Source organism: Streptomyces coeruleoprunus, from assembly GCF_039542925.1.
In the GTDB taxonomy this organism is placed as follows: domain Bacteria; phylum Actinomycetota; class Actinomycetes; order Streptomycetales; family Streptomycetaceae; genus Streptomyces; species Streptomyces coeruleoprunus.
Genome location: NZ_BAABIT010000001.1, coordinates 2776635 through 2796801, shown reverse-complemented (window position 1 = coordinate 2796801; position 20167 = coordinate 2776635). Strand labels below are relative to the sequence as shown.

The 20167-nt window shown below is 74.3% G+C and carries 16 protein-coding genes; 10 read left to right on the top strand and 6 right to left on the bottom strand.

Translation table 11 applies throughout. From position 1 onward, the window contains the following. Positions 1 to 110: 110 nt before the first annotated feature. On the bottom strand, positions 111 to 1610 hold the full coding sequence (locus tag ABEB09_RS12045; RefSeq protein WP_345689896.1) for a M23 family metallopeptidase: 1500 nt from the start codon (positions 1608 to 1610) through the stop codon (positions 111 to 113). Between the two features lie 224 nt (positions 1611 to 1834). Further along, positions 1835 to 2704 (bottom strand): esterase/lipase family protein, encoded by an 870-nt coding sequence (locus ABEB09_RS12040; RefSeq protein ID WP_345689895.1) that lies wholly within the window; start codon positions 2702 to 2704, stop codon positions 1835 to 1837. Between the two features lie 336 nt (positions 2705 to 3040). Between ABEB09_RS12040 and icmB the strand changes: the two genes are divergently transcribed. Then, on the top strand, positions 3041 to 3454 hold the full coding sequence (gene icmB, locus ABEB09_RS12035; protein ID WP_345693917.1) for a coenzyme B12-dependent isobutyryl CoA mutase small subunit: 414 nt from the start codon (positions 3041 to 3043) through the stop codon (positions 3452 to 3454). Between the two features lie 299 nt (positions 3455 to 3753). Here icmB and ABEB09_RS12030 read toward each other — a convergent pair whose 3' ends face one another. Both ABEB09_RS12030 and ABEB09_RS12025 read right to left on the bottom strand, forming a co-directional pair. Continuing rightward, on the bottom strand, positions 3754 to 5328 hold the full coding sequence (locus ABEB09_RS12030) for a DUF5691 domain-containing protein (protein WP_345689894.1): 1575 nt from the start codon (positions 5326 to 5328) through the stop codon (positions 3754 to 3756). 20 nt (positions 5329 to 5348) lie between these two features. Beyond that, positions 5349 to 6683, bottom strand: coding sequence for an SWIM zinc finger family protein (locus ABEB09_RS12025; protein ID WP_345689893.1), 1335 nt, complete (start codon positions 6681 to 6683; stop codon positions 5349 to 5351). Between the two features lie 145 nt (positions 6684 to 6828). On the opposite strand from ABEB09_RS12025, the gene ABEB09_RS12020 reads away from it, so the two are divergent. From ABEB09_RS12020 to sucD, 8 genes are all read left to right on the top strand, one after another. Further along, positions 6829 to 7248: an MmpS family transport accessory protein gene (locus tag ABEB09_RS12020; RefSeq protein ID WP_345689892.1), complete on the top strand. Its 420-nt coding sequence runs from the start codon at positions 6829 to 6831 to the stop codon at positions 7246 to 7248. Between the two features lie 132 nt (positions 7249 to 7380). Further along, positions 7381 to 8493 carry an ATP-binding protein gene (locus ABEB09_RS12015; protein ID WP_345689891.1) on the top strand — a complete coding sequence of 371 codons (1113 nt, stop codon included), beginning with the start codon at positions 7381 to 7383 and terminating at the stop codon, positions 8491 to 8493. Continuing rightward, entirely contained in the window at positions 8490 to 10832 is a 2343-nt protein-coding gene (locus ABEB09_RS12010; protein WP_345689890.1) for a DUF5682 family protein, read from the top strand. Before ABEB09_RS12015 ends, ABEB09_RS12010 begins: the two co-directional genes overlap by 4 nt. Continuing rightward, positions 10829 to 11992 carry a VWA domain-containing protein gene (locus ABEB09_RS12005; RefSeq protein ID WP_345689889.1) on the top strand — a complete coding sequence of 388 codons (1164 nt, stop codon included), beginning with the start codon at positions 10829 to 10831 and terminating at the stop codon, positions 11990 to 11992. The genes ABEB09_RS12010 and ABEB09_RS12005 overlap by 4 nt, the downstream gene beginning before the upstream one ends. A gap of 177 nt (positions 11993 to 12169) precedes the next feature. Next, positions 12170 to 13000: a hypothetical protein gene (locus ABEB09_RS12000; protein ID WP_345689888.1), complete on the top strand. Its 831-nt coding sequence runs from the start codon at positions 12170 to 12172 to the stop codon at positions 12998 to 13000. A 424-nt stretch (positions 13001 to 13424) separates the two neighbouring features. After that, the gene (locus ABEB09_RS11995; RefSeq protein WP_345689887.1) at positions 13425 to 14339 is read left to right on the top strand and encodes a hypothetical protein; all 915 of its coding nucleotides are present in this window, start codon (positions 13425 to 13427) and stop codon (positions 14337 to 14339) included. A 277-nt stretch (positions 14340 to 14616) separates the two neighbouring features. After that, entirely contained in the window at positions 14617 to 15795 is a 1179-nt protein-coding gene (gene sucC / locus ABEB09_RS11990) for an ADP-forming succinate--CoA ligase subunit beta (RefSeq protein ID WP_345689886.1), read from the top strand. A gap of 24 nt (positions 15796 to 15819) precedes the next feature. Further along, positions 15820 to 16713: a succinate--CoA ligase subunit alpha gene (sucD, locus tag ABEB09_RS11985; RefSeq protein ID WP_345689885.1), complete on the top strand. Its 894-nt coding sequence runs from the start codon at positions 15820 to 15822 to the stop codon at positions 16711 to 16713. An 82-nt stretch (positions 16714 to 16795) separates the two neighbouring features. On the opposite strand, the gene ABEB09_RS11980 is transcribed toward sucD, so the two are convergent. Continuing rightward, positions 16796 to 17680, bottom strand: coding sequence for a SigE family RNA polymerase sigma factor (locus ABEB09_RS11980; protein ID WP_345689884.1), 885 nt, complete (start codon positions 17678 to 17680; stop codon positions 16796 to 16798). A gap of 116 nt (positions 17681 to 17796) precedes the next feature. Between ABEB09_RS11980 and ABEB09_RS11975 the strand changes: the two genes are divergently transcribed. Further along, entirely contained in the window at positions 17797 to 19050 is a 1254-nt protein-coding gene (locus ABEB09_RS11975) for a cell division protein PerM (RefSeq protein ID WP_345689883.1), read from the top strand. 358 nt (positions 19051 to 19408) lie between these two features. Here ABEB09_RS11975 and ABEB09_RS11970 read toward each other — a convergent pair whose 3' ends face one another. Further along, positions 19409 to 20164 carry a hypothetical protein gene (locus ABEB09_RS11970; protein ID WP_345689882.1) on the bottom strand — a complete coding sequence of 252 codons (756 nt, stop codon included), beginning with the start codon at positions 20162 to 20164 and terminating at the stop codon, positions 19409 to 19411. Positions 20165 to 20167: the final 3 nt, after the last annotated feature.

The window sequence follows — 20167 nt, the reverse complement described above, 5'->3', positions numbered from 1 at the left end:
CGGGCGACGCGGGGCGGTCCTTCCGGGGGCCGCCCTTCAGCCTGTGCTGGTGCGATGCGGCTCGGCGCCTCGTCGCGGTGGGCCCGTGGCCGGTCGTGCTCGGGTGAGGCTCAGCCCGTCGGGCTCAGACCGTGGTTGCGGAGCCACTGCTCGGGGTCGATGGCGGCGCCGCCGCCCGGCCGGACCTCGAAGTGCAGGTGCGGACCGGTGGAGTTGCCGGAGTTGCCCGAATACGCAATGACATCGCCGGCCTTGACCTCGCCCGAGCGGATCTTGGCGCTGCTCAGGTGGCAGTACCAGGTCTCGGTGCCGTCCTTGGCGGTGACGATGACCATGTTTCCGTACGCGCTGTTCCACTGCGTGCGCACGGTGCCGTCCGTCGCGGCCATCACGGGCGTGCCGTACTGGACGGGGAAGTCGATGCCCGTGTGCAGGGACATCCAGTTGACGCCGGCCTGGCCGTAACGCGCGCTGAGCTGGTGCAGCTTCACGGGGAGGGCGAACTTGGGACGCATCGCCTCGCGCCGCTTCGCCTCCTCCTCGCGCTTCTTGCGCTCCGCCTCCTGGCGCGCCTTGAGGTCGATGCGCTCCTGGGTGCGGCTGGCGCGGTCGCCGAAGTCGCGGGCGTCGGCGCTGAGGGCGTCGAGCTGGGTGTCGAGGGCGCTGTTCGCGGCGACCGGTTTCACCGTGGAAGGGTCGGCCGCCGTCACGGACTTGCCGTCGTCCTTCTTCTCGTTGCCGGTGAGCCCGCTGACGGAGGCGGCCGCGATTCCCGCGACGCCCATCACGCACGCGGACGGCACGGCCACGGTGAGCAGCGCGGAGCGCTTGGCCGGCGTACGGCGCCGTCCTCGGCTGCCACCGCCGCCGGCGCGGCGTACGGGGCGGGGGGTGACGGCCGGAGCGGTGCCGTAGGAGGAGCTGCCGGTGTCGTCGGTGGACTCCGGCGGGAGGACCGGCTCGGCGAGGATCTCCGTGGACGGTCCCGAGTCGAAACCGTCCATGACGTCGGAGTCCACGGCGTGTTCGGCGTGCGCCAGGGCTTCCGCGTCGGCCAGGGGCTCCGGCTCGGAGAAGGCCGCCTCGTGCCCCGTGTACGTGTCGTGGCCCGCGTAGGCGGCGGAGGTGTCGTGGTCCGCGTACGCGGTCTCGTGCCCGGCCTGGAGGTGGGCCTCGGTCGCCGCCGCGTAGTCGTACTGCTCGGGGACGAACGTTTCCGTGGTCGACGCGTAGTTCCAGGCCGTCGCGTCATAGGTGCCGGTCTCGAATCCGGCGGTGTGCCACTGGCCGGTCGTGTCGTACGCGGCGGTGGCGAACTGCTGCGCCGGGTCCGCGTGTTGGGCCTCGTGCGCCTGGTTCCAGGCGGAGGCGTCCCACTGTCCGGTGTACTCGGAATATTCGGTGTACCCGCCGTTGTCCCACTGCTGGGTGGTGGTGGCGGTCGCGGCCGCCGCCCACTGCGAGGAGTCGTACTGGCCGCTGTGCCCGGCGTCGTAGTCACCGGGGAGGGTGCCGAAGAGGGGGTCGGTCGCGTAGGCACTGGTGTCGAAGCTGCCCGTGGCGTAAGCGTCGTCACCGACGTACCCGGCGTGGGGGTGCTGGTCGTTCACCAACTTCTCTCTCGCCTCGGCAGCAGGACCAGTTCTGGGCTCGGCCCCCGGAGGAGGTACCCAGAGGGAAAGCAGTGGGCGCGACTGTACCCGGCGGTATGCGCAACCGACAATCTTCCGAGGGTTTTACGCCTGGGGGAAACGGGCATTCAGCCGCCTTTCGGCGGAGCGCACACAGAGCCTTGGCGGTACTTTCGAAACGTGTTCGACTACCTCTGTCGTCTTCACGCCACCGACACGGAGCCAGAGGTTCCGGTCGCGGCGGACGGGGAGTCGGTGTCCAGTATGTCCCGGATGTATGCGGTTACGGCCGGATGTACCGGTAGGGCGAGGTGGCCGATTCCGCTGACCCGTACGTTCTGGGCGTCGAGGTCCGGGTGTGTGAGGCGGGCGGTCTCGGCGGGCACCATCCACCGGTCGAGCTCGCTCCAGAAACTGACGAAACGCGTCCGGCACCCGGGCGCCGGACCGTCCAGCTCGCGCAGGACCTCGGAGCCCGGCCGCATCTGCCGCACCAGAGGATGGGCGCCCGCGAGCGGCGCCGCCGCGGTGCCGGAATGCGGAGTGCCGAGCGTGACGAGGGTGCGTACGCGGCGGTCGCCCCCGAGCCGCTGGACGTAGTAGCGGGCGATCAGCCCGCCCAGGCTGTGCCCCACGATGTCCACCTCGCCGTGACCCGTGCGCGCGCAGACGTCCTCGACGTGCCGGCCGAGCAGTCCGGCGGCGGCGCGGAGGTCACAGGTCAGCGGCGAGTAGTTGAGGGACGCGAGATGCCGCCGTCCGTCACGGGCCAGCGCCCGGCGGAGCAGCACGAAGACGGAACGGTTGTCGATGAACCCGTGCACGAGGACGACGGGTGGCTGCGGGGATGGGGGTGCGGGTGCCGCGCCGGGTGCGGTCGCCGGTCCGGGTGCCGTCCCGGGGCCGGGCTGCCGTGTGGGCTCGGCTGTCGGTCCCGGTCCGATGCGGCGTTCCTGCGTGATCCCGGTCGGGTAGAGCGCGAGGTGGGCGACCAGGATCGCCACCTCGAGCAGCGTGGCCTTGAACAGGGCGGTGGACAGCCCCCAGGGCACGACTTTGCGCAGGACCTCCATGGCCGACCTCCCGGGTGGAACGGCATACGGAGGGCGGCTCCGTCCCCCCGTATGCCCCATGCGGCGCCGACGATGAGGGGTGGGGATAGGCCGTACCGCCGTGCCACGCGGCTGGTAGTGGCACGGTGATACGACGACCTCGTCGCGGCTCCCGTATGCGCGCGCCCCAGTGGTGGCCTTCGGTCCGCCTGATAGGGGTACGGCGCAGAGCGAACATGTCCCACGTGTGATTTCCCCCTCGCTCTCCACCGCGAAACGGCCGGTTGCGGGATGCTGGCGATAACGTTCGTTCACTTCCCCGGCGGACAGGTTCGGGGGACGCATGTGGAGGCAGTGATGGGTGTGACCGGTCCGATCCGCGTGGTGGTGGCCAAGCCGGGTCTCGACGGCCACGATCGCGGCGCGAAGGTGATCGCGCGAGCGCTGCGGGACGCCGGCATGGAGGTCATCTACACCGGACTGCACCAGACGCCGGAGCAGATCGTGGACACCGCCATCCAGGAGGATGCGGACGCGATCGGTATGTCGATCCTGTCGGGTGCGCACAACACGCTCTTCGTGAGGGTCCTCGAGCTTCTGAAGGAGCGCGACGCGGAGGACATCAAGGTCTTCGGCGGCGGGATCATTCCGGAGGCGGACATCCCGCCGCTGAAGGAGAAGGGCGTCGCCGAGATCTTCACGCCGGGCGCGACGACGGCGTCGATCGTCGACTGGGTCAACGCGAACGTCCGCCAGCCCGCGGAGGCCTGAACCTCCGCGGCCCCTGAGGCGCACGGCCCGCGCCGGGGGCGCGCCTGCTGCGGGCTGGCGTCGTTGCGCGCCGTTCCGTCGTTGTGGGCTGGCGTCGCCGGTGCCGCCGTTCCTGCTGTGGGCAGTCGTTCCGCAGGGCGGAACGGGTGGGCACAGCAGGAACGGCCCCCCGGCCTGAGGCTCCGCCCTTGCGCGTCACGACGGTGGGTGGGTCCGGGGGTGGGCGGCTTGCCCCCGGTGGGGATGGGGTGGGTGGGACCACCCGCCCGTGGGCGGCTCACCCCCTGTGGGGGCCGGGGTCAGGCCCGTAGTTCCTCGTGCATCGCTGCCCGCAGGCGGAGCGTGGCGACCAGGCGTTGGAAGGCCTCCGACCAGTAGCCGCCGGCGCCCGGCGACGCGCCCTCCGGCTCGTCGGGTATCGCCGTCAGGACCTCCAGCCGATCCGCCTCGGCGGGATCCAGGCACCGCTCGGCGAGGCCCATCACGCCGCTGAAGCTCCAGGGGTAGCTGCCCGCGTCGCGGGCGATGTCCAGGGCGTCGACCACGGCCCGGCCCAGCGGCCGCGCCCACGGCACCGCGCAGACGCCGAGCAGCTGGAACGCCTCCGACAGGCCGTGCGCCGCGATGAACTCGGCGACCCACGCGGCCCGTTCCCCCTCCGGCAGGGTGGACAGCAGGGACGACCGCTCGGCGGAGGACGACGTGCCGGGACCGTCCGCCGAGGCGGAGCCCAGCAGGGCGCGGGACCAGTCCGCGTCCCGTTGCCGCACCGCGGCCCGGCACCACGCGGCGTGCAGCTCGTCCCGCCAGTCGTCGGCCACGGGCAGGGCCACGATCTGCCGGGGCGTGCGGCCGCCGAGGCGGGCGGTCCAGGTGGCGAGCGGGGCCGCTTCCACCAGCTGGCCGAGCCACCACGAGCGCTCGCCGCGTCCCGTGGGCGGCTGGGGCAGGACGCCGTCGCGCTGCATGCCGGCGTCGCACTCGTGCGGCGCCTCCACCGTGATCGTCGCGTCGTCCCCGGTGTGGTCGAGGCCGACGCAGGACGCGGCGCGCTCCGCCATGCGCCCGGCGAACGCCGACCGCGGCAGCGCGGACAGCAGCTCAGCCGCCGTGGACCGTACGTTGCGGCTGCGGTCGGACAGGGCCCGCTCCAGGAACGGCTCGTCCCGCTCGGACAGCCCGCCGCGCAGCGAGTCGAGGAACATCAGCCGGTCGTCGGCCCGCTCCGTGGACCAGGACGACGCCAGCAGCTCCAGGGCCGCGCCGGCATCGTGCGCCCGCACCGCCCCGAGCAGCGCGACGCGCTCGGCGAACAGCCCCTCCTCCCAGAGCTGCCGCACGCCCTCCGCGTCGTCGGGCGCGGGCAGCGCCGTGCCGCCGGCTGCGCCGCGCAGGGCGAACTTCCACTCGGGGTTGAAGCGGGCCAGCCACAGCCCGCGCGGCCCGGCGAACGCCAGCGCCTGCGGCCGCAGGTCCGTACGCGCCCGGGCGGCGTCCAGCAGCGCCGGCAGGACCGGCGCGGGCGCCCGGTAGCCGTGCTCGTTCGCGGCGGCCAGCCACTGGGGCAGCAGCTCCGTGAGGTCGGGGGCGGAGCCGCGGCGGCCGCCCTGGCCGGCGCCCCGGTCGGCGAGCAGCATCGTCAGGCGCCGCCGGGCCGCCTCCGGCACGGGAGGCCGGGGGTCGTGCGGGGCGGGCTGCGGCAGCTCCGCGGCCGGTGCCGGTACGAGGCCGGCCCTGCGCCGTACGGTGTGCAGCGCGGCCGCGTCGAGCAGCGCCACCGGTGCGTCGGCGGCGGGCTGCGCGCCGGCCGGCGGGCGGCGGTCGGTGCCGAGGAGCGCCGAGGTGACGAGGTCTTCCCACGACGTGGTGGTCATCTGGTGTCGGCCCTTCTGCCTCAGGTGAGCGGGATCGTGTCCGGTGTCTCCGCCGACCAGGCGGCCAGGGGCGTGAACCCCCGGTGCCCGCACTCGCCGAAGACGGTGACCGGGGCGCCGCCCGACACCGCGGCCAGCCGCCACAGCCCCGGCCGGCCCAGTGCGGCCGCCACGACCGGCAGGGCCTCGCCGCCGTCCGCGTCCGCCAGCTGCCAGCCCCCGGCCGTCGGTACGGGCACGACGTCCCGCAGCGTCACGGGCCACGACTCCAGCCACGGGTCGTGCCGAAGGGCCAGTCCGTACGCCGTGAGGGCGTCGCCGACCGTGCCCCCCGGCGGCGGGGCGTCGGCCGGGACGGGCGCGGCGAACTGACTTCCCAGGTCCGCCCGCAGCTGGCCCGCCCCCGGGTGCGGGGTGACCTCGGCGTCGATCACGACGCCCACCGGCAGGGCCAGTTGCGGCGCGCGGCCGGCCGCGCCGAACGACAGCAGCAGGGCCGTGCGGCCCGTTCCGTGCCCGTACAGCCATATGCGACGCGTGGTGAGCCTGCCGTCGGACGTGTCGTACTGGGCGAGGACCAGCCAGCGGTCGCGGATCGCCGGGCCGGTGACGGCGGCGGGGAGGCCCACGCGGGTCCGGACCGTGGCGGCCAGCGGCTCGGGAAGCCGCTCGATGCCGAGCCACGCCCGGTCGAGGAGGTGTGTCAGCGCGCTCTCCTCCAGCAGCCGGACCGGCCACCCGGGCCCGGAGCCCGGTATGGCGCCCAGCTCCCTGACCCGGCCGGCGAGCCCGGGCGCCTGGGCGTCGACCATGCGGCGCGCCGTCTCCTCCCACAGGCCGTACCCGCCCTGGTCGGCGGAGGCCAGCCCGCCGCGCACCAGGTCCGCGAGGCGCTGCTCCAGCTCCTCGGCGCCGGCGGTGACCCGTGCCAACCGGTTCGCGGCCCTGCGCCGCGCGGCCTCGGGGTCCGCCTGCCTGGCGTTCCTCTCCTCCTTGGGCCTGCTCCGGGCGACGCGGGCCGCCAGCCACTCGCCGGCCCAGTCGGGCGCGTCCTGGGCGGCCGGGACCGCCTCGTCGCCGCCCGCCCAGAGCAGCAGCAGCCCCAGCGCGTGCTTGCACGGGAACTTCCGGCTCGGGCAACTGCACTTGTACGCCGGGCCCGTGATGTCGACGACCGTCTGGTACGGCTTGCTGCCGCTGCCCTTGCACAGGCCCCAGACCGCGCCCGTACCACTGCAGCCGGCGCCGGACCACGGTCCCGCCGTACCGAGCTTGCTTCCCGCTTTGCGCGAGGCGGCGTCAGGAGCCAGAGCCAGCACCTGTTCCGCCGTCCAGCGCACCCCCTGTTCACTCATGCCGACGACCGTAGGACGCGCCACTGACAATCGGCTCCGAGCTGCGATGTCACCTGTGGACGACCGGAGTCGGGGTGAATTCCGCCCGGCGCCCGTAGAGTTGTGTGTGCATGACATGAGCGCCTTACTCACGGGGGACCCCACCATGAACCGCACCGGACTCCGCGCCGCATCCGCCGTCGCCGCCGCCTGCCTCGCGCTCGGCCTGACCGCCTGCTCGGCCGCCGACGAGGCCGCCAAGCAGGTCGACAAGTCCGTCAACGAGACGTACGAGGTCACGTACGAGGTGACCGGCTCGGGCATCGACTCCATCAGCTACAACGGCGGCGGGGGCGACGCGATGAACCCCAAGCTCGAAACGGTGGAGAAGCCCACGCTGCCGTGGAAGAAGACGGTGACCCTGCGCGGCATCGAGGCCCCGCTCGTCACGCCCGTCGCGCTCGACACCGGGGGTGCGTCGGCCACCTGCAAGATCACCTACCAGGGCAAGGTGATCAAGGAGGCGAGCGGCAAGGGCACCGCCGCGTCCGCCAGCTGCGTGGCCATCTCGCCGATCGCCGGCTGACCCGGCGCCCAACTGCCCGAAATACTTGGCCGTTTCCGCTCCCACCTGCGGAAACGGCCGATTGTCAGTGGCGTGGTGCACGGTGGATCCCACACCCGGTCGAACGAATCGAACGATCTGGAGGGGGATCACATGACCGTGCCCGCGACCACCGAGAACCACCCCGGCGAGGCCCTGCGGCCGCATGCCGAGGACGCGTTCGCCCACGAGCTGGCGGCGCTCGCCGCGGCCGACGACCGGCCCCGCCCCGAGCGCTGGCGCCTGTCGCCCTGGGCCGTCGCCACGTACCTGCTCGGCGGCACGCTGCCCGACGGCACGGTGATCACACCGAAGTACGTGGGCCCGCGCCGGATCGTCGAGGTCGCCGTCACCACCCTCGCCACGGACCGGGCGCTCCTCCTGCTCGGCGTGCCCGGCACCGCCAAGACCTGGGTGTCCGAACACCTCGCGGCGGCCGTCAGCGGTGACTCCACCCTCCTCGTCCAGGGCACGGCCGGCACACCCGAGGAGGCCATCCGCTACGGGTGGAACTACGCACAACTGCTCGCCCACGGCCCCAGCAGGGACGCCCTCGTGCCCGGACCGATCATGCGCGCCATGGCCGACGGCATGACGGCACGCGTCGAGGAGCTCACCCGTATCCCCGCCGACGTCCAGGACACGCTGATCACGATCCTGTCCGAGAAGACGCTCCCCGTCCCGGAGCTGGGCCAGGAGGTGCAGGCGGTCCGCGGCTTCAACCTGATCGCCACCGCCAACGACCGCGACCGCGGCGTCAACGACCTGTCGAGCGCCCTGCGCCGCCGCTTCAACACCGTCGTACTGCCCCTGCCCGAGACGGCCGACGCCGAGGTGGACATCGTCTCCCGCCGTGTCGACCAGATCGGACGCTCCCTCGACCTGCCCGCAGCGCCCGAGGGCATGGACGAGATCCGCCGGGTCGTCACCGTCTTCCGCGAGCTGCGCGACGGCGTCACCACCGACGGCCGCACCAAGCTCAAGTCGCCCTCCGGCACGCTGTCCACGGCCGAGGCCATCTCCGTCGTCACCAACGGACTCGCCCTGGCCGCCCACTTCGGCGACGGAGTGCTGCGGCCCGGCGACGTCGCCGCCGGCATCCTCGGCGCCGTCGTCCGCGACCCGGCCGCCGACCGCGTCATCTGGCAGGAGTACCTGGAGACGGTCGTGCGCGAGCGGGACGGCTGGAAGGACTTCTACCGCGCCTGCCGCGAGGTGTCGGCATGACGGCACCCCTGCTGCTCGGCGTACGCCACCACGGGCCCGGCTCCGCACGCGCCGTCCGCGCCGCGCTCGACGCGGCCAAGCCGCAGGCCGTCCTCATCGAGGGCCCGCCCGAGGGCGACGCCCTGCTGCCGCTCGCCGCGGACGCGCGCATGCGGCCCCCGGTCGCCCTCCTCGCCCACGCCGTGGACGACCCCGCCCGGGCCGCGTTCTGGCCGCTCGCCGCGTTCTCGCCCGAGTGGGTCGCCCTGCGCTGGGCGCTCGACCACGGCGCCGAGGTGCGGTTCATGGACCTGCCCGCCGCCCACTCCCTCGCCATGACGGGCGACCCCAGCTGGGGCGACGAGGAGGACGACACGGACGACGGCGGCGAACCCGCCCAGCAGCACGGCCTGCGCACCGACCCCCTCGCCGTCCTCGCCGGGACCGCCGGATACGACGACCCGGAGCGCTGGTGGGAGGACGTCGTCGAGCACCGCACCACGGCCGGCGACGACCCCTTCGCCCCGTTCGAGGCCGTCGCCGAGGCCATGGCGGCCCTGCGCGAGACCCACGGCCCCGGCACCCGCCGCGACCAGATCCGCGAGGCCCACATGCGCCTCCACCTCCGGGCCGCGCGCAAGCGGCACGGCGACGGCGTGGCCGTGGTGTGCGGCGCCTGGCACGTCCCCGCCCTGGCCGCCAAGGCCACCGCCACCGCCGACCGCGCCCTCCTCAAGGGCCTCCCCAGGACGAAGACCGAGATCACCTGGGTGCCCTGGACGCACCGCAGGCTCGCCCGGCACTCCGGGTACGGCGCCGGCATCGACTCGCCCGGCTGGTACGGGCACCTGTTCGCCGCGCCCGACCGGCCCGTCGAACGCTGGATGACCAAGGTCGCCGGACTCCTGCGCGCCGAGGACCGCATGGTGTCCTCCGCCCACGTCATCGAGGCCGTACGGCTCGCGCAGACGCTCGCCGCGGTCCGCGGCCGTCCCCTCGCCGGACTCACCGAGACCACCGACGCCGTCCGGGCGGTCATGTGCGACGGCTCCGACGTACCGCTCGCCCTCGTCCACGACCGCCTCGTCGTCGGCGACGTCCTCGGCGAGGTCCCCGACGGGGCGCCCGCCGTCCCGCTCCAGCGCGACCTGACCCGCCTCCAGCGCGGCCTGCGCCTCAAGCCCGAGGCTCTGGAGCGCGAACTCGACCTGGACCTGCGCAAGGACACCGACGCCGCCCGCAGCAGACTGCTGCACCGGCTCCGCCTCCTCGGCATCGACTGGGGCGAGCCCGCCGCCGGCCGCACCGGCAGCACCGGCACGTTCCGGGAGAGCTGGCGGCTGCGGTGGGAGCCGGAGCTGTACGTGCGGGTCGCCGAGGCCGGCGTGTGGGGCACCACCGTGCTCGCCGCCGCGACCGCCAAGGCCGAGGCGCAGGCCACCGCCGCGACCGCGCTCGGCGAGGTGACCGCGCTCGCCGAGCGGTGCCTCCTGGCCGAACTGCCCGACGCGCTGCCCGTCGTGATGAAGGCGCTCGCGGACCGCGCCGCGCTCGACACCGACGTCGGCCGCCTCGCCCAGGCCCTGCCCGCCCTCGCCCGGTCCCTGCGCTACGGCGACGTGCGGGCCACCGACACCGCCGCCCTCGCCGAGGTCGCCACCGGACTCGCCGCCCGCGTCTGCGTCGGCCTGCCGCCCGCCTGCACCGGGCTCGACGCCGACGGCGCCACCGAGATGCGCGGCCACCTGGACACCGTGCACAGCGCCCTACGGCTGCTCCCGGACGCCGACGACGTCACCGCCCAGTGGGGCTCCGTCCTGCACCGGCTCGCCGACCGCGACACCGTGCCCGGAGTGATACGCGGGCGCGCCACCCGGCTCCTCCTCGACGACGGGCGCCTCGAACAGGACGACGCCGCCCGCCTGATGGGCCTCGCCCTGTCCCCCGGCACACCGCCGGCCGACGCGGCCGCCTGGATAGAGGGGTTCGTCGGCGGCGCCCCAGGACCCGGTCGCGACCGCTCCGGCGGCATGCTCCTCGTCCACGACGAGCGGCTGCTCGGCCTGGTCGACGCCTGGCTGACCGGGGTGCCCGCCGAGGCGTTCACCGATGTGCTGCCGCTGCTGCGGCGCACCTTCTCCGCGTACGAGCCGGGTGTACGCCGGACCCTCGGCGAACTGGTCCGCCGCGGCCCGGCCACCGGTGGCGGCGCCGCCCTCGCCGAGGCGGGTACACCCGGCTTCGGCCCGGGCCTCGACGAGGAGCGCGCCGACGCCGTACTGCCGCTGCTGCGGCTCCTGCTCGGCCACGAGGCCGGGCGGCCGACCGACGACAACGCACCAGTGGGGGTGGGGGCATGACCGTTCGGGACCACGAGGACGAGCGGCTGCGGCGGTGGCGCATGGTGCTGGGCGGCGGCGACGCCGACGGCACCGGATGCACCCTGGCCGGCACCGACGCCGCCATGGACGGCGCGCTCGGCGCCCTCTACGGCTCGGGGCGGGGCGGGGACCGGCAGGACGGCCGGGACCGTTCGGCGGGGCTCGGCGCGTCGGCGCCGTCCGTCGCCCGCTGGCTCGGCGACATCCGTACGTACTTCCCCAGCTCCGTCGTCCAGGTCATGCAGCGCGACGCCATCGACCGGCTCGGCCTGTCGGCGCTCCTGCTGGAGCCGGAGATGCTGGAGGCCGTCGAGGCGGACGTCCACCTCGTCGGCACGCTCCTCTCGCTCAACAAGGCCATGCCCGAGACCACCAAGGAGACCGCGCGGGCCGTCGTCCGCAAGGTCGTCGAGGACCTGGAGAAGCGGCTCGCCAGCCGTACGCGCGCCACCCTCACCGGCGCCCTCGACCGCAGCGCCCGCGTCAGCCGGCCCCGCCACCGGGACATCGACTGGGACCGCACCATCCGGGCCAACCTGAAGAACTACCTCCCCGAGTACCGCACGGTCGTGCCCGAGCGGCTCATCGGCTACGGCCGGGCCGCCCAGTCGGTCAAGAAGGACGTGGTGCTCTGCATCGACCAGTCCGGCTCGATGGCCGCGTCGGTCGTGTACGCGTCCGTGTTCGGCGCCGTCCTGGCGTCGATGCGGTCCATCGCCACCCGGCTCGTCGTCTTCGACACGGCGGTCGTCGACCTCACCGACCAGCTCGACGACCCGGTCGACGTACTGTTCGGCACGCAGCTCGGCGGTGGCACGGACATCAACCGCGCCCTCGCGTACTGCCAGTCGCAGATCGCCCGCCCCGCCGACACCGTCGTCGTCCTCATCAGCGACCTCTACGAGGGCGGCATACGGGACGAGATGCTGAAGCGCGTGGCGGCCATGAAGGCCTCCGGCGTGCAGTTCGTGGCGCTGCTGGCGCTCTCCGACGAGGGCACCCCGGCGTACGACCGGGAGCACGCGGCGGCCCTGGCGGCGCTCGGCGCCCCGGCGTTCGCCTGCACGCCCGACCTGTTCCCGGAGGTCATGGCGGCGGCCATCGAGAAGCGGCCCCTGCCGGTGCCCGAAGCGGTCTGACGGATACGCGGGTGTGACTTGGCCCGGTCAAAGCGGACATGGCGGACCATCAGGAACAGGGGACTTGCGTGACCCGGGGCTGCTCGTGCAAGCATCGTCGCCGTCGTACGCGGACGTAGGGGTTCCGCGTTTCCCCATCCTGAGTGGGTCCCGCGAACCGGGAGGGTTCCGAACGCCGTGACTGTCGCAGCCGCTGTTGCGCCCGTCGCCGCTCTGCGCCGGTGGCGCGGTGCGGCGGGCCGGCGTGCGTGGGCGGTCGCGCTGTTCCTCGGCGGCCTCCTGGCGATCGGGTTCTTCTGCGGCTCCGACGCGCGGGCCGTGGAGCAGCGCTCCGCGGTCACCGTCGAGGAGACCGGGCAGCTGAGGCCTGCCGCCGAGGACGTCACCGGGACCGTACGGCGGGTCGTCGAGCCCGACGCCGCCCGGGACACCTCGTCGGCCGCCACCAAGCCGGTCACCGAAGCCGCTGAAGCCGCCGGCACCGCCGCCGACGCCGTCCACGGCGTCACCGCGCCGGTCACGGACGCACCGGCCGCGCCGGTCCGGCCGCCCGTGCTGACGCCCGCCGTGCCCGCCCTGCCCGCGCCGCCGCAGTCGGCGGAGCCGTACCGGCCGGTGTCCGGGCAGCAGCCCGGGGACGCGCCGCGCACCACCGACCGGCCGGACACCGCGCCGGCCGTCGCCGGTGCCGCGACCGCCACCGCGTTCGGCACGGACCCGTCCGGCGTCGCGGCCGCGGAACACACCACTGCGGCGCAGCCCACGGCGGCGCCCGCCACGGTCTCCGCGCCTGCCGACTTCCCGGCACCCGCGCGCCACCAGCAGCCCTGCGGCGGAGCCGCCCTGCACACCGCGGGCGACAGCGGCTCGCCGCGCGGGGCGGCCGATCAGCCGGCCGTCACCGACCGCGCGGGCACGCCGCCCGGCACAGCGGGAGGCACCGGCCTGCCCGCGACCGCCGCGCCCACGTGCGACCGCCCGCACGACATCCTCGAATTCCCCGGCTAGGCCCACGCCCCTCCCGCTCGAGCCACGAGCCACCGAGCCGTAGAGCCACCGAGCCGTAGCGCCACAGAGCCGTAGCGCCACAGAGCCACGAGCCACCGAGCCGTAGCGCCACCAGTCGCGCCTGCCGCACAGGCGGCGCACCGCACCGAAGCACCGGCCGCGATCCCTGCGGGCCGTTCCGCCGTGCCCACCCGTTCCTCTCCCAAGGACCAGGTCCAGGGGCCGGCCCCATGCGGGACGACTGCCCACAGCGCGGCGGCGTCCAGCGCGGCGGCTGCCCCACGGCAAACCGGCGGCGCCCACCAGCCGGCGCACGCGCTCGTGCCGACACGGCGCTCGTACCCGACACAAGACCTGCCGCGCGGGGGCGGAGCAGGTCTGCCCGCCGTCACCACACGCTTGCATTCGAAGGACTGACGTTCGCATGAACAAGAACATCCGCCGCTCCATAGCCGTCGCCGCCACCGCCACCGGCATGTGGGCGCTCGGCACCGCCGCCGCCAGCGCGGACGAGCTGCCCGTGTCCGTGCCGCTGTCCACGCCGGACAAGGCGGTCGACAGCGTCGAGGACACGTCCGTCGAGGTGTCCGTCGACCTCACGCCCGGCTCCACCGGCGCCGAGGTGTCCGTCGGCGACACGACCGTCGACTCCGGCTCCGTCCGGGTTCCGAGCGTCCAGGCCCCCACCCTCCAGGCCCCGACCGCCCCCAGCGTCCAGACGCCGTCCGTGCAGGCGCCCGCGGTCCAGGCCCCGTCCGTGCAGGCCCCGAGCGTCCAGGCGCCGGCCGCCGGGTCCGTCGTCGACACGGCCGAGGGCGAGATCGACTACCTCTTCGGCCCGCTCGCCGCCTTCGCCGCGGAGCTGGACCCGCAGACCCCCACCGCCGACCAGGCCTACGCCACCACGGCGCCCGTCGTGGACGGCCTGGTCGCCGACCTCCTGCCGCCGATCGTGGACCGCACCGTCGACGCGCTGCTCCCGTACGCCACCGACACGGCCGGTGACGCGGTCACCGTCGCGGGCGGCGCCGTGGGCACCACCGTGTCCGGCGTCCAGCCGCTGGCGACCGGCGTGGTCGGCGAGGTCCAGCCGTTCGCCCAGGGCGTGACCGGCTCCGTCCAGCCGCTCGTCGCGGCCGTCGCCGACCAGGTCGAGCCCATCGCCGGCGGGGTGACCACGGCCACCACCGACCTCGCGGGCGGTGTCGCGGGACACGCCACGCCGTTCGCCCACACGCTGACCGCGTCGACCATGTCCGACGCCCAGCCGTTCACCGGCGCGACCGTCGCCGGCGCCGAGGGCACGGTGTCCGCCGTGACCCCGGACTACCTCGTCTGATCTGGTACGAAATCCGTAGCGACGGGCGGCCTCACAGCCAGGGGGGCCGCCCGTTTGAGGCCCGTGTCTGTGACAGGTATCACCGCTTGGGTGTGAGCTGCGATTTAGGGACCCCGGTCCCACGGCGATAACCTGCGAGACGGACATGCCGCGTCCACGGACACCGTGTACGCCTCCCTTGTGACAGCGCAGTCACGTTGCCCTCGGCCCGCAGACGGGCGCGCGGCACGCCCACGCAGACAACGAACCGCGATCACCAGAAAAGGGACGGACGCGCGTGGACCTGTTCGAGTACCAGGCGAGGGACCTCTTCGCCAAGCACGGTGTACCGGTGCTGGCCGGTGAAGTCATCGACACGCCTGAGGCGGCGCGCGAGGCCACCGAGCGACTGGGCGGCCGTTCGGTCGTCAAGGCGCAGGTGAAGGTCGGCGGCCGCGGCAAGGCCGGCGGCGTCAAGCTGGCCTCCGACCCGCAGGACGCGGTCGAGAAGGCCCAGCAGATCCTCGGCATGGACATCAAGGGCCACACGGTCCACAAGGTCATGATCGCCGAGACCGCGCCGGAGATCGTCGAGGAGTACTACGTCTCGTACCTCCTCGACCGCACCAACCGCACCTTCCTGGCCATGGCCTCGGTCGCGGGCGGCATGGACATCGAGGAGGTCGCCGCGACGACCCCCGAGAAGCTGGCCAAGGTCCCGGTCGACGCCGTCGAGGGCGTCTCGATCGAGAAGGCCCGCGAGATCGTCGCCCTGGCGCAGTTCCCGGCCGACGTGGCCGAGCAGGTCGCCGAGGTCCTCGTGACCCTGTGGAAGACCTTCGTCGCCGAGGACGCCCTCCTCGTCGAGGTCAACCCGCTGGCCAAGGTCGCCTCCGGCGACATCCTGGCCCTCGACGGCAAGGTCTCGCTGGACGCCAACGCCGACTTCCGCCAGCCGGAGCACGAGGCGCTCGAGGACAAGGCCGCAGCCAACCCGCTCGAGGCTGCCGCCAAGGCCAAGGGCCTCAACTACGTCAAGCTCGACGGCGAGGTCGGCATCATCGGCAACGGCGCCGGCCTGGTCATGTCGACCCTGGACGTCGTCGCGTACGCCGGTGAGGCGCACGGCGGCGTGAAGCCCGCCAACTTCCTCGACATCGGCGGCGGCGCCTCCGCCGAGGTCATGGCGAACGGCCTGGAGATCATCCTCGGCGACCCGGACGTCAAGTCCGTCTTCGTCAACGTCTTCGGCGGCATCACCGCCTGTGACGAGGTCGCCAACGGCATCGTGCAGGCGCTGGAGCTGCTGGCCTCCCGCGGCGAGGACGTCACCAAGCCGCTGGTCGTGCGTCTCGACGGCAACAACGCGGAGCTGGGTCGCAAGATCCTCTCGGACGCGAACCACCCGCTCGTGCAGCGCGTGGACACCATGGACGGCGCGGCCGACAAGGCCGCCGAGCTCGCGGCTGCGAAGTAAAAGGGACGAGGTCACAGACACACCATGGCTATCTTCCTGACCAAGGACAGCAAGGTCATCGTCCAGGGCATGACCGGCGCCACCGGCATGAAGCACACCAAGCTCATGCTGGGTGACGGCACCAACATCGTCGGCGGTGTGAACCCGCGCAAGGCCGGCACCACCGTCGACTTCGACGGCACCGAAGTTCCCGTCTTCGGCTCGGTCGCCGAGGCGATGGAGAAGACCGGCGCCGACGTCTCCGTCCTCTTCGTGCCGCCGGCCTTCGCGAAGGCCGCCGTCATCGAGGCCATCGACGCCGAGATCCCGCTGGCCGTCGTCATCACCGAGGGCATCGCCGTCCACGACTCCGCCGCCTTCTGGGCGTACGCGAAGTCCAAGGGCAACAAGACCCGCATCATCGGCCCGAACTGCCCCGGCCTGATCACGCCGGGCCAGTCCAACGCCGGCATCATCCCGGGCGACATCACCAAGCCCGGCAAGATCGGTCTGGTGTCGAAGTCCGGCACGCTGACCTACCAGATGATGTACGAGCTGCGTGACATCGGCTTCTCGTCCTGCGTCGGCATCGGTGGTGACCCGGTCATCGGCACCACCCACATCGACGCCCTGGCGGCCTTCGAGGCCGACCCGGAGACCGAGCTGATCGTCATGATCGGTGAGATCGGCGGCGACGCCGAGGAGCGCGCGGCCGACTTCATCAAGGCCAACGTCACCAAGCCGGTCGTCGGCTACGTCGCGGGCTTCACCGCCCCCGAGGGCAAGACGATGGGCCACGCCGGTGCGATCGTGTCCGGTTCGTCCGGCACCGCGCAGGCGAAGAAGGAGGCCCTGGAGGCCGCGGGCGTCAAGGTCGGCAAGACGCCGACCGAGACGGCCAAGCTGGCGCGCGAGATCCTTGAGGGTCACGCCGCCTGATCGCCTCGAAAGTCGCAGCGGGTGGGCCCGCTCCCGGTACGTCCGGGGGCGGGCCCACCCGTTCGTCGTCGCGGCGACGCCGTCAGCGCGAGTCGGGTACGAGGCGGGGCGGGCCGTTCACCGGCTCGGAGTGCAGCCGGTCGCGCAGCTGCTGCTCCTGCTGGGTGAGCGGCTGAGAGCCGCTGAGGACCGGTACGCCGCCGACGGCCTCGCCGGGTGCGAGCGGCGGCTCGTACCGGGTGGGGGCGGTGGCCAGGGTGAAGGCGGTGGCCGCGACGATCAGCGCGGTGAGCGCGACGGCGGCGCGGGTCCACAGCCGGACGCGCCGCTCGCTGCCGGTGCGGACGGCACGCGGGGCGGACAGCACGATCGTCGGGCCGGCGGCCAGCAGCTCCGCCAGCCGCGCGCGCAGCACCTCCGGCTCGGTGGTGTCGGGGTCGTGCTCGGCGAGGAGGGCGCGGGCGTGGAGGAGCCGGTTGCCGGCGGCGGGGGTGCTGGCCTCCGTCTCGGCGGCGGTCTCGGGCAGGCCGATGCCGAGGCCGTCGTAGAGCAGCAGCGTCCTGCGGTACGGGGGCGGCAGCTCCAGCAGCGCCTCGCGCAGGCCGCGCGCACGGCGGCCGTCCGGCGGCGGGTCGGGGTGCCGGTGGGCGGGCCGGAATCGGTGCCAGGGGGACAGCGCGTAGTCGTACGTCACCGCCCGCACCCAGCCGGCGGGGTTCCGGTCGATGGCGACCTCGGGCCAGCGGCCCCAGGCGACGTGGAAGGCGTACTCGACCGCCTCGCGCGCGAGGCGGCGGCGCCCGGTGAGCAGGTACGCCTGCTGGGCGAGGTCCGGCGCGGTGCCGGTGTACAGCGCGTCGAACGCCTCCGTGGGCATGGGCGCCGACCCGTCCTGTGGCGGCGGGCCGGGCGGGGTTTCGGTGGGCTCGCCCGTGAGCGCCTGGGCGACCTGGGTGTTCCCGGTCATGGAAGGCTCCCGGGAGCACAGCACTCAACGGAAAAGTACATAACCGTATATTGAGCGACACAACGGGCATTCGCTCGTTACACGGCTACAGCGCGTGTCGTTGGCAGCATGCTTCCGTGACCGAGACGACCACCGACCGGCCCGTCGTGTACGGCGGGAGTGCCGCCGCCGCCATGGCCGCGTCCCTCGTGCGCGGGGTGATCGCCGGCGGGCTGGGCCTCGGGGTGCTGGCCGTCCTGGTGATCGTCGCGTGGACCACCTCCCCGTACCCGGACAGCGGACCCGGAGCGGCGCTGCGCACCGCGGCGAGCCTGTGGCTGCTGGCCCACGGGGCGGAGCTGGTGCGGGCCGACGCGCTCGCGGGCTCGTCCGCGCCCGTCGGCGTCGTCCCGCTGCTCCTGGCGGCGCTGCCGGTGTGGCTGGCGCACCGGACGGTGCGTGACGCGGTGGAGCCGACGGACGGGCGGCCCAGGCCGTCGCCGTTCGGGGCGGTGTGCGCCGTGACCGCGGGGTACCTCGTGGTCGCCGCGTGCGCCGCGGTCTACGCCGCGCGGGGCCCCCTGCGGGCGGACCTGGAGAGCGTGGCGGTCCACGTGCCGCTCCTCGTGGTGGCCGCGGCGGCCTCCGGGGCGTGGCGCGGCGTCGGGTGCCCGCCGGGGGTGCTGCCCGCGCGGCTGCGGGGCCGGGTGCGGCCGGCGGCGGCCGCGCGGGCGGCGGCCTGGGCAGTGCTGGCGCTGGTGGCCGGCGGGACGCTGCTGGCCGCCGCGGCGCTGGCCTGGCACGCGGGCGCGGCCCGCACGTCACTGCTGGGCCTGTCGGCGGACTGGTCCGGGCGGGCGGCGGTCGTCCTGCTGGCACTCGCGCTGGTGCCGAACGCGGCGGTGTGGGGTGCGGCGTACGGGCTCGGCGCGGGATTCGCCCTCGGTACGGGGGCCACGGTCACCCCGCTCGCGGTGACCGGCCGGCCGGCGGTGCCGGACTTCCCCCTGCTGGCGGCGGTCCCCGGCGAGGCGCCGGGCGGCTGGCTCGCCTGGTCGGTGGCGGCGGCGCCGGTGGTGGCGGGTCTCCTGATGGGCTGGCGACTGGCGCGGGGCGCGCGCGAGGAGGCCTGGGGGGTGCGGGAGACGGCGCTCACCGCCCTGCTGGCCGCGGTGGTGTGCGGGTGTGCCCTGGCGGCGCTGGCGGCGGCCGCGGGTGGGCCGCTGGGGGCGGGGCGGCTGGCGGAGTTCGGGCCGGTGTGGTGGCGCACGGGCGCGGCGGCGGTCGCCTGGACGGCGACCCTGGGCGTTCCCCTGTCACTGGCGCTCCGCGCTTGGTGGCTACGCGCCGCGCCCCCTGGCGACGACGGGCAGCACCCCCCACTCACATGAGGACGCCCGACGACGGGACGGGGGTGGACCGGGGGTCGCGCGCGCAGGATTGGCGACGCAGCAACGCTTCGCTCTCAAGGCCCCGAGCGAGCCAATCTGAGCGTGACCCCGGGCCGCACCCGGACCCACCCACCGTCGTGGCGCGCGCCGGGGGTGGGCCCTCGGGCCGGGTGGCCGTTCCGTCGTTGTGCCCACCCGTTCCGCCCCAGCGGAACGACTGCCCACAACGACGGAACGGCGGTCGCGGCGGCACCGGCGGCAGCCCACAGCAGGAACGGCGGCACCGGCGCTGAGCCCACAGCGACCGGAACGGCGGTGCGGCGCCGGCCCGCAGTGACGGAACGGCGGTGTGGTCGGGTTACTCCTTGACGCCGATCAAGTCCCGCAGCGGGGTCGGGAGCTGTTCGTTGCAGGACAGCTGGCCGTCCTTCGTCAGGGCGTCCTCCACGCACGTGTAGAAGTCGCGGTACACCAGCTGCATCGTGAACATCGCCGCCACGATGATCAGCGCGAGCCCCGCGGTGATCAGCCCGCTGACCGCCGCCGTCCGCTGGGACTTGGCGCCTGCGGTCGTGGCCTGCGGGTCCTGGCCGGTCAGCGCCTCGGCACCCGGGCGGCGGGACTCGCCCTTGTTGCGCAGGGAGCTGATGCCCCAGTACAGCGCGAGCGCGCCCAGCAGCAGCGCCAGCTCCGGGAAGTCGAAGACGGCGAAGAAGAACCCCCACATGCCGGCCAGCAGCGCGTAGCGGGCGCGCCGCTGGGCCGGGTCGGTCGGGTCCCAGCGCAGCTGCGGCCCCTCCTGGCGGCCCGGCCCCGGCCGGTCGCCCTGGGGTCCGCCGCCGAAGCCGCCGGAGGACCGTCCCGGCTGGCGCGGGCTCCACTGGCTGCCCCGGCCCCTGCCGGACGCGTCGCCGGACGAGTCGTCGGACGGGCCGCCCTCGCCGCCGTTCCCGGCGCCTCCCTCACCCCCGCTTCCGCCGTTGCCCGGGTGGCGGGGCTGCCACGGCTGGTCCGGACGGCCCTCGGGCGGAGGCGCGAACGGATTGTTGTCGTCCGTGGACTGGCGTTCCCGCGGCAGGAGGTGGATGGCCGTGCGGCGGCGTCGGTCCGGCATGTG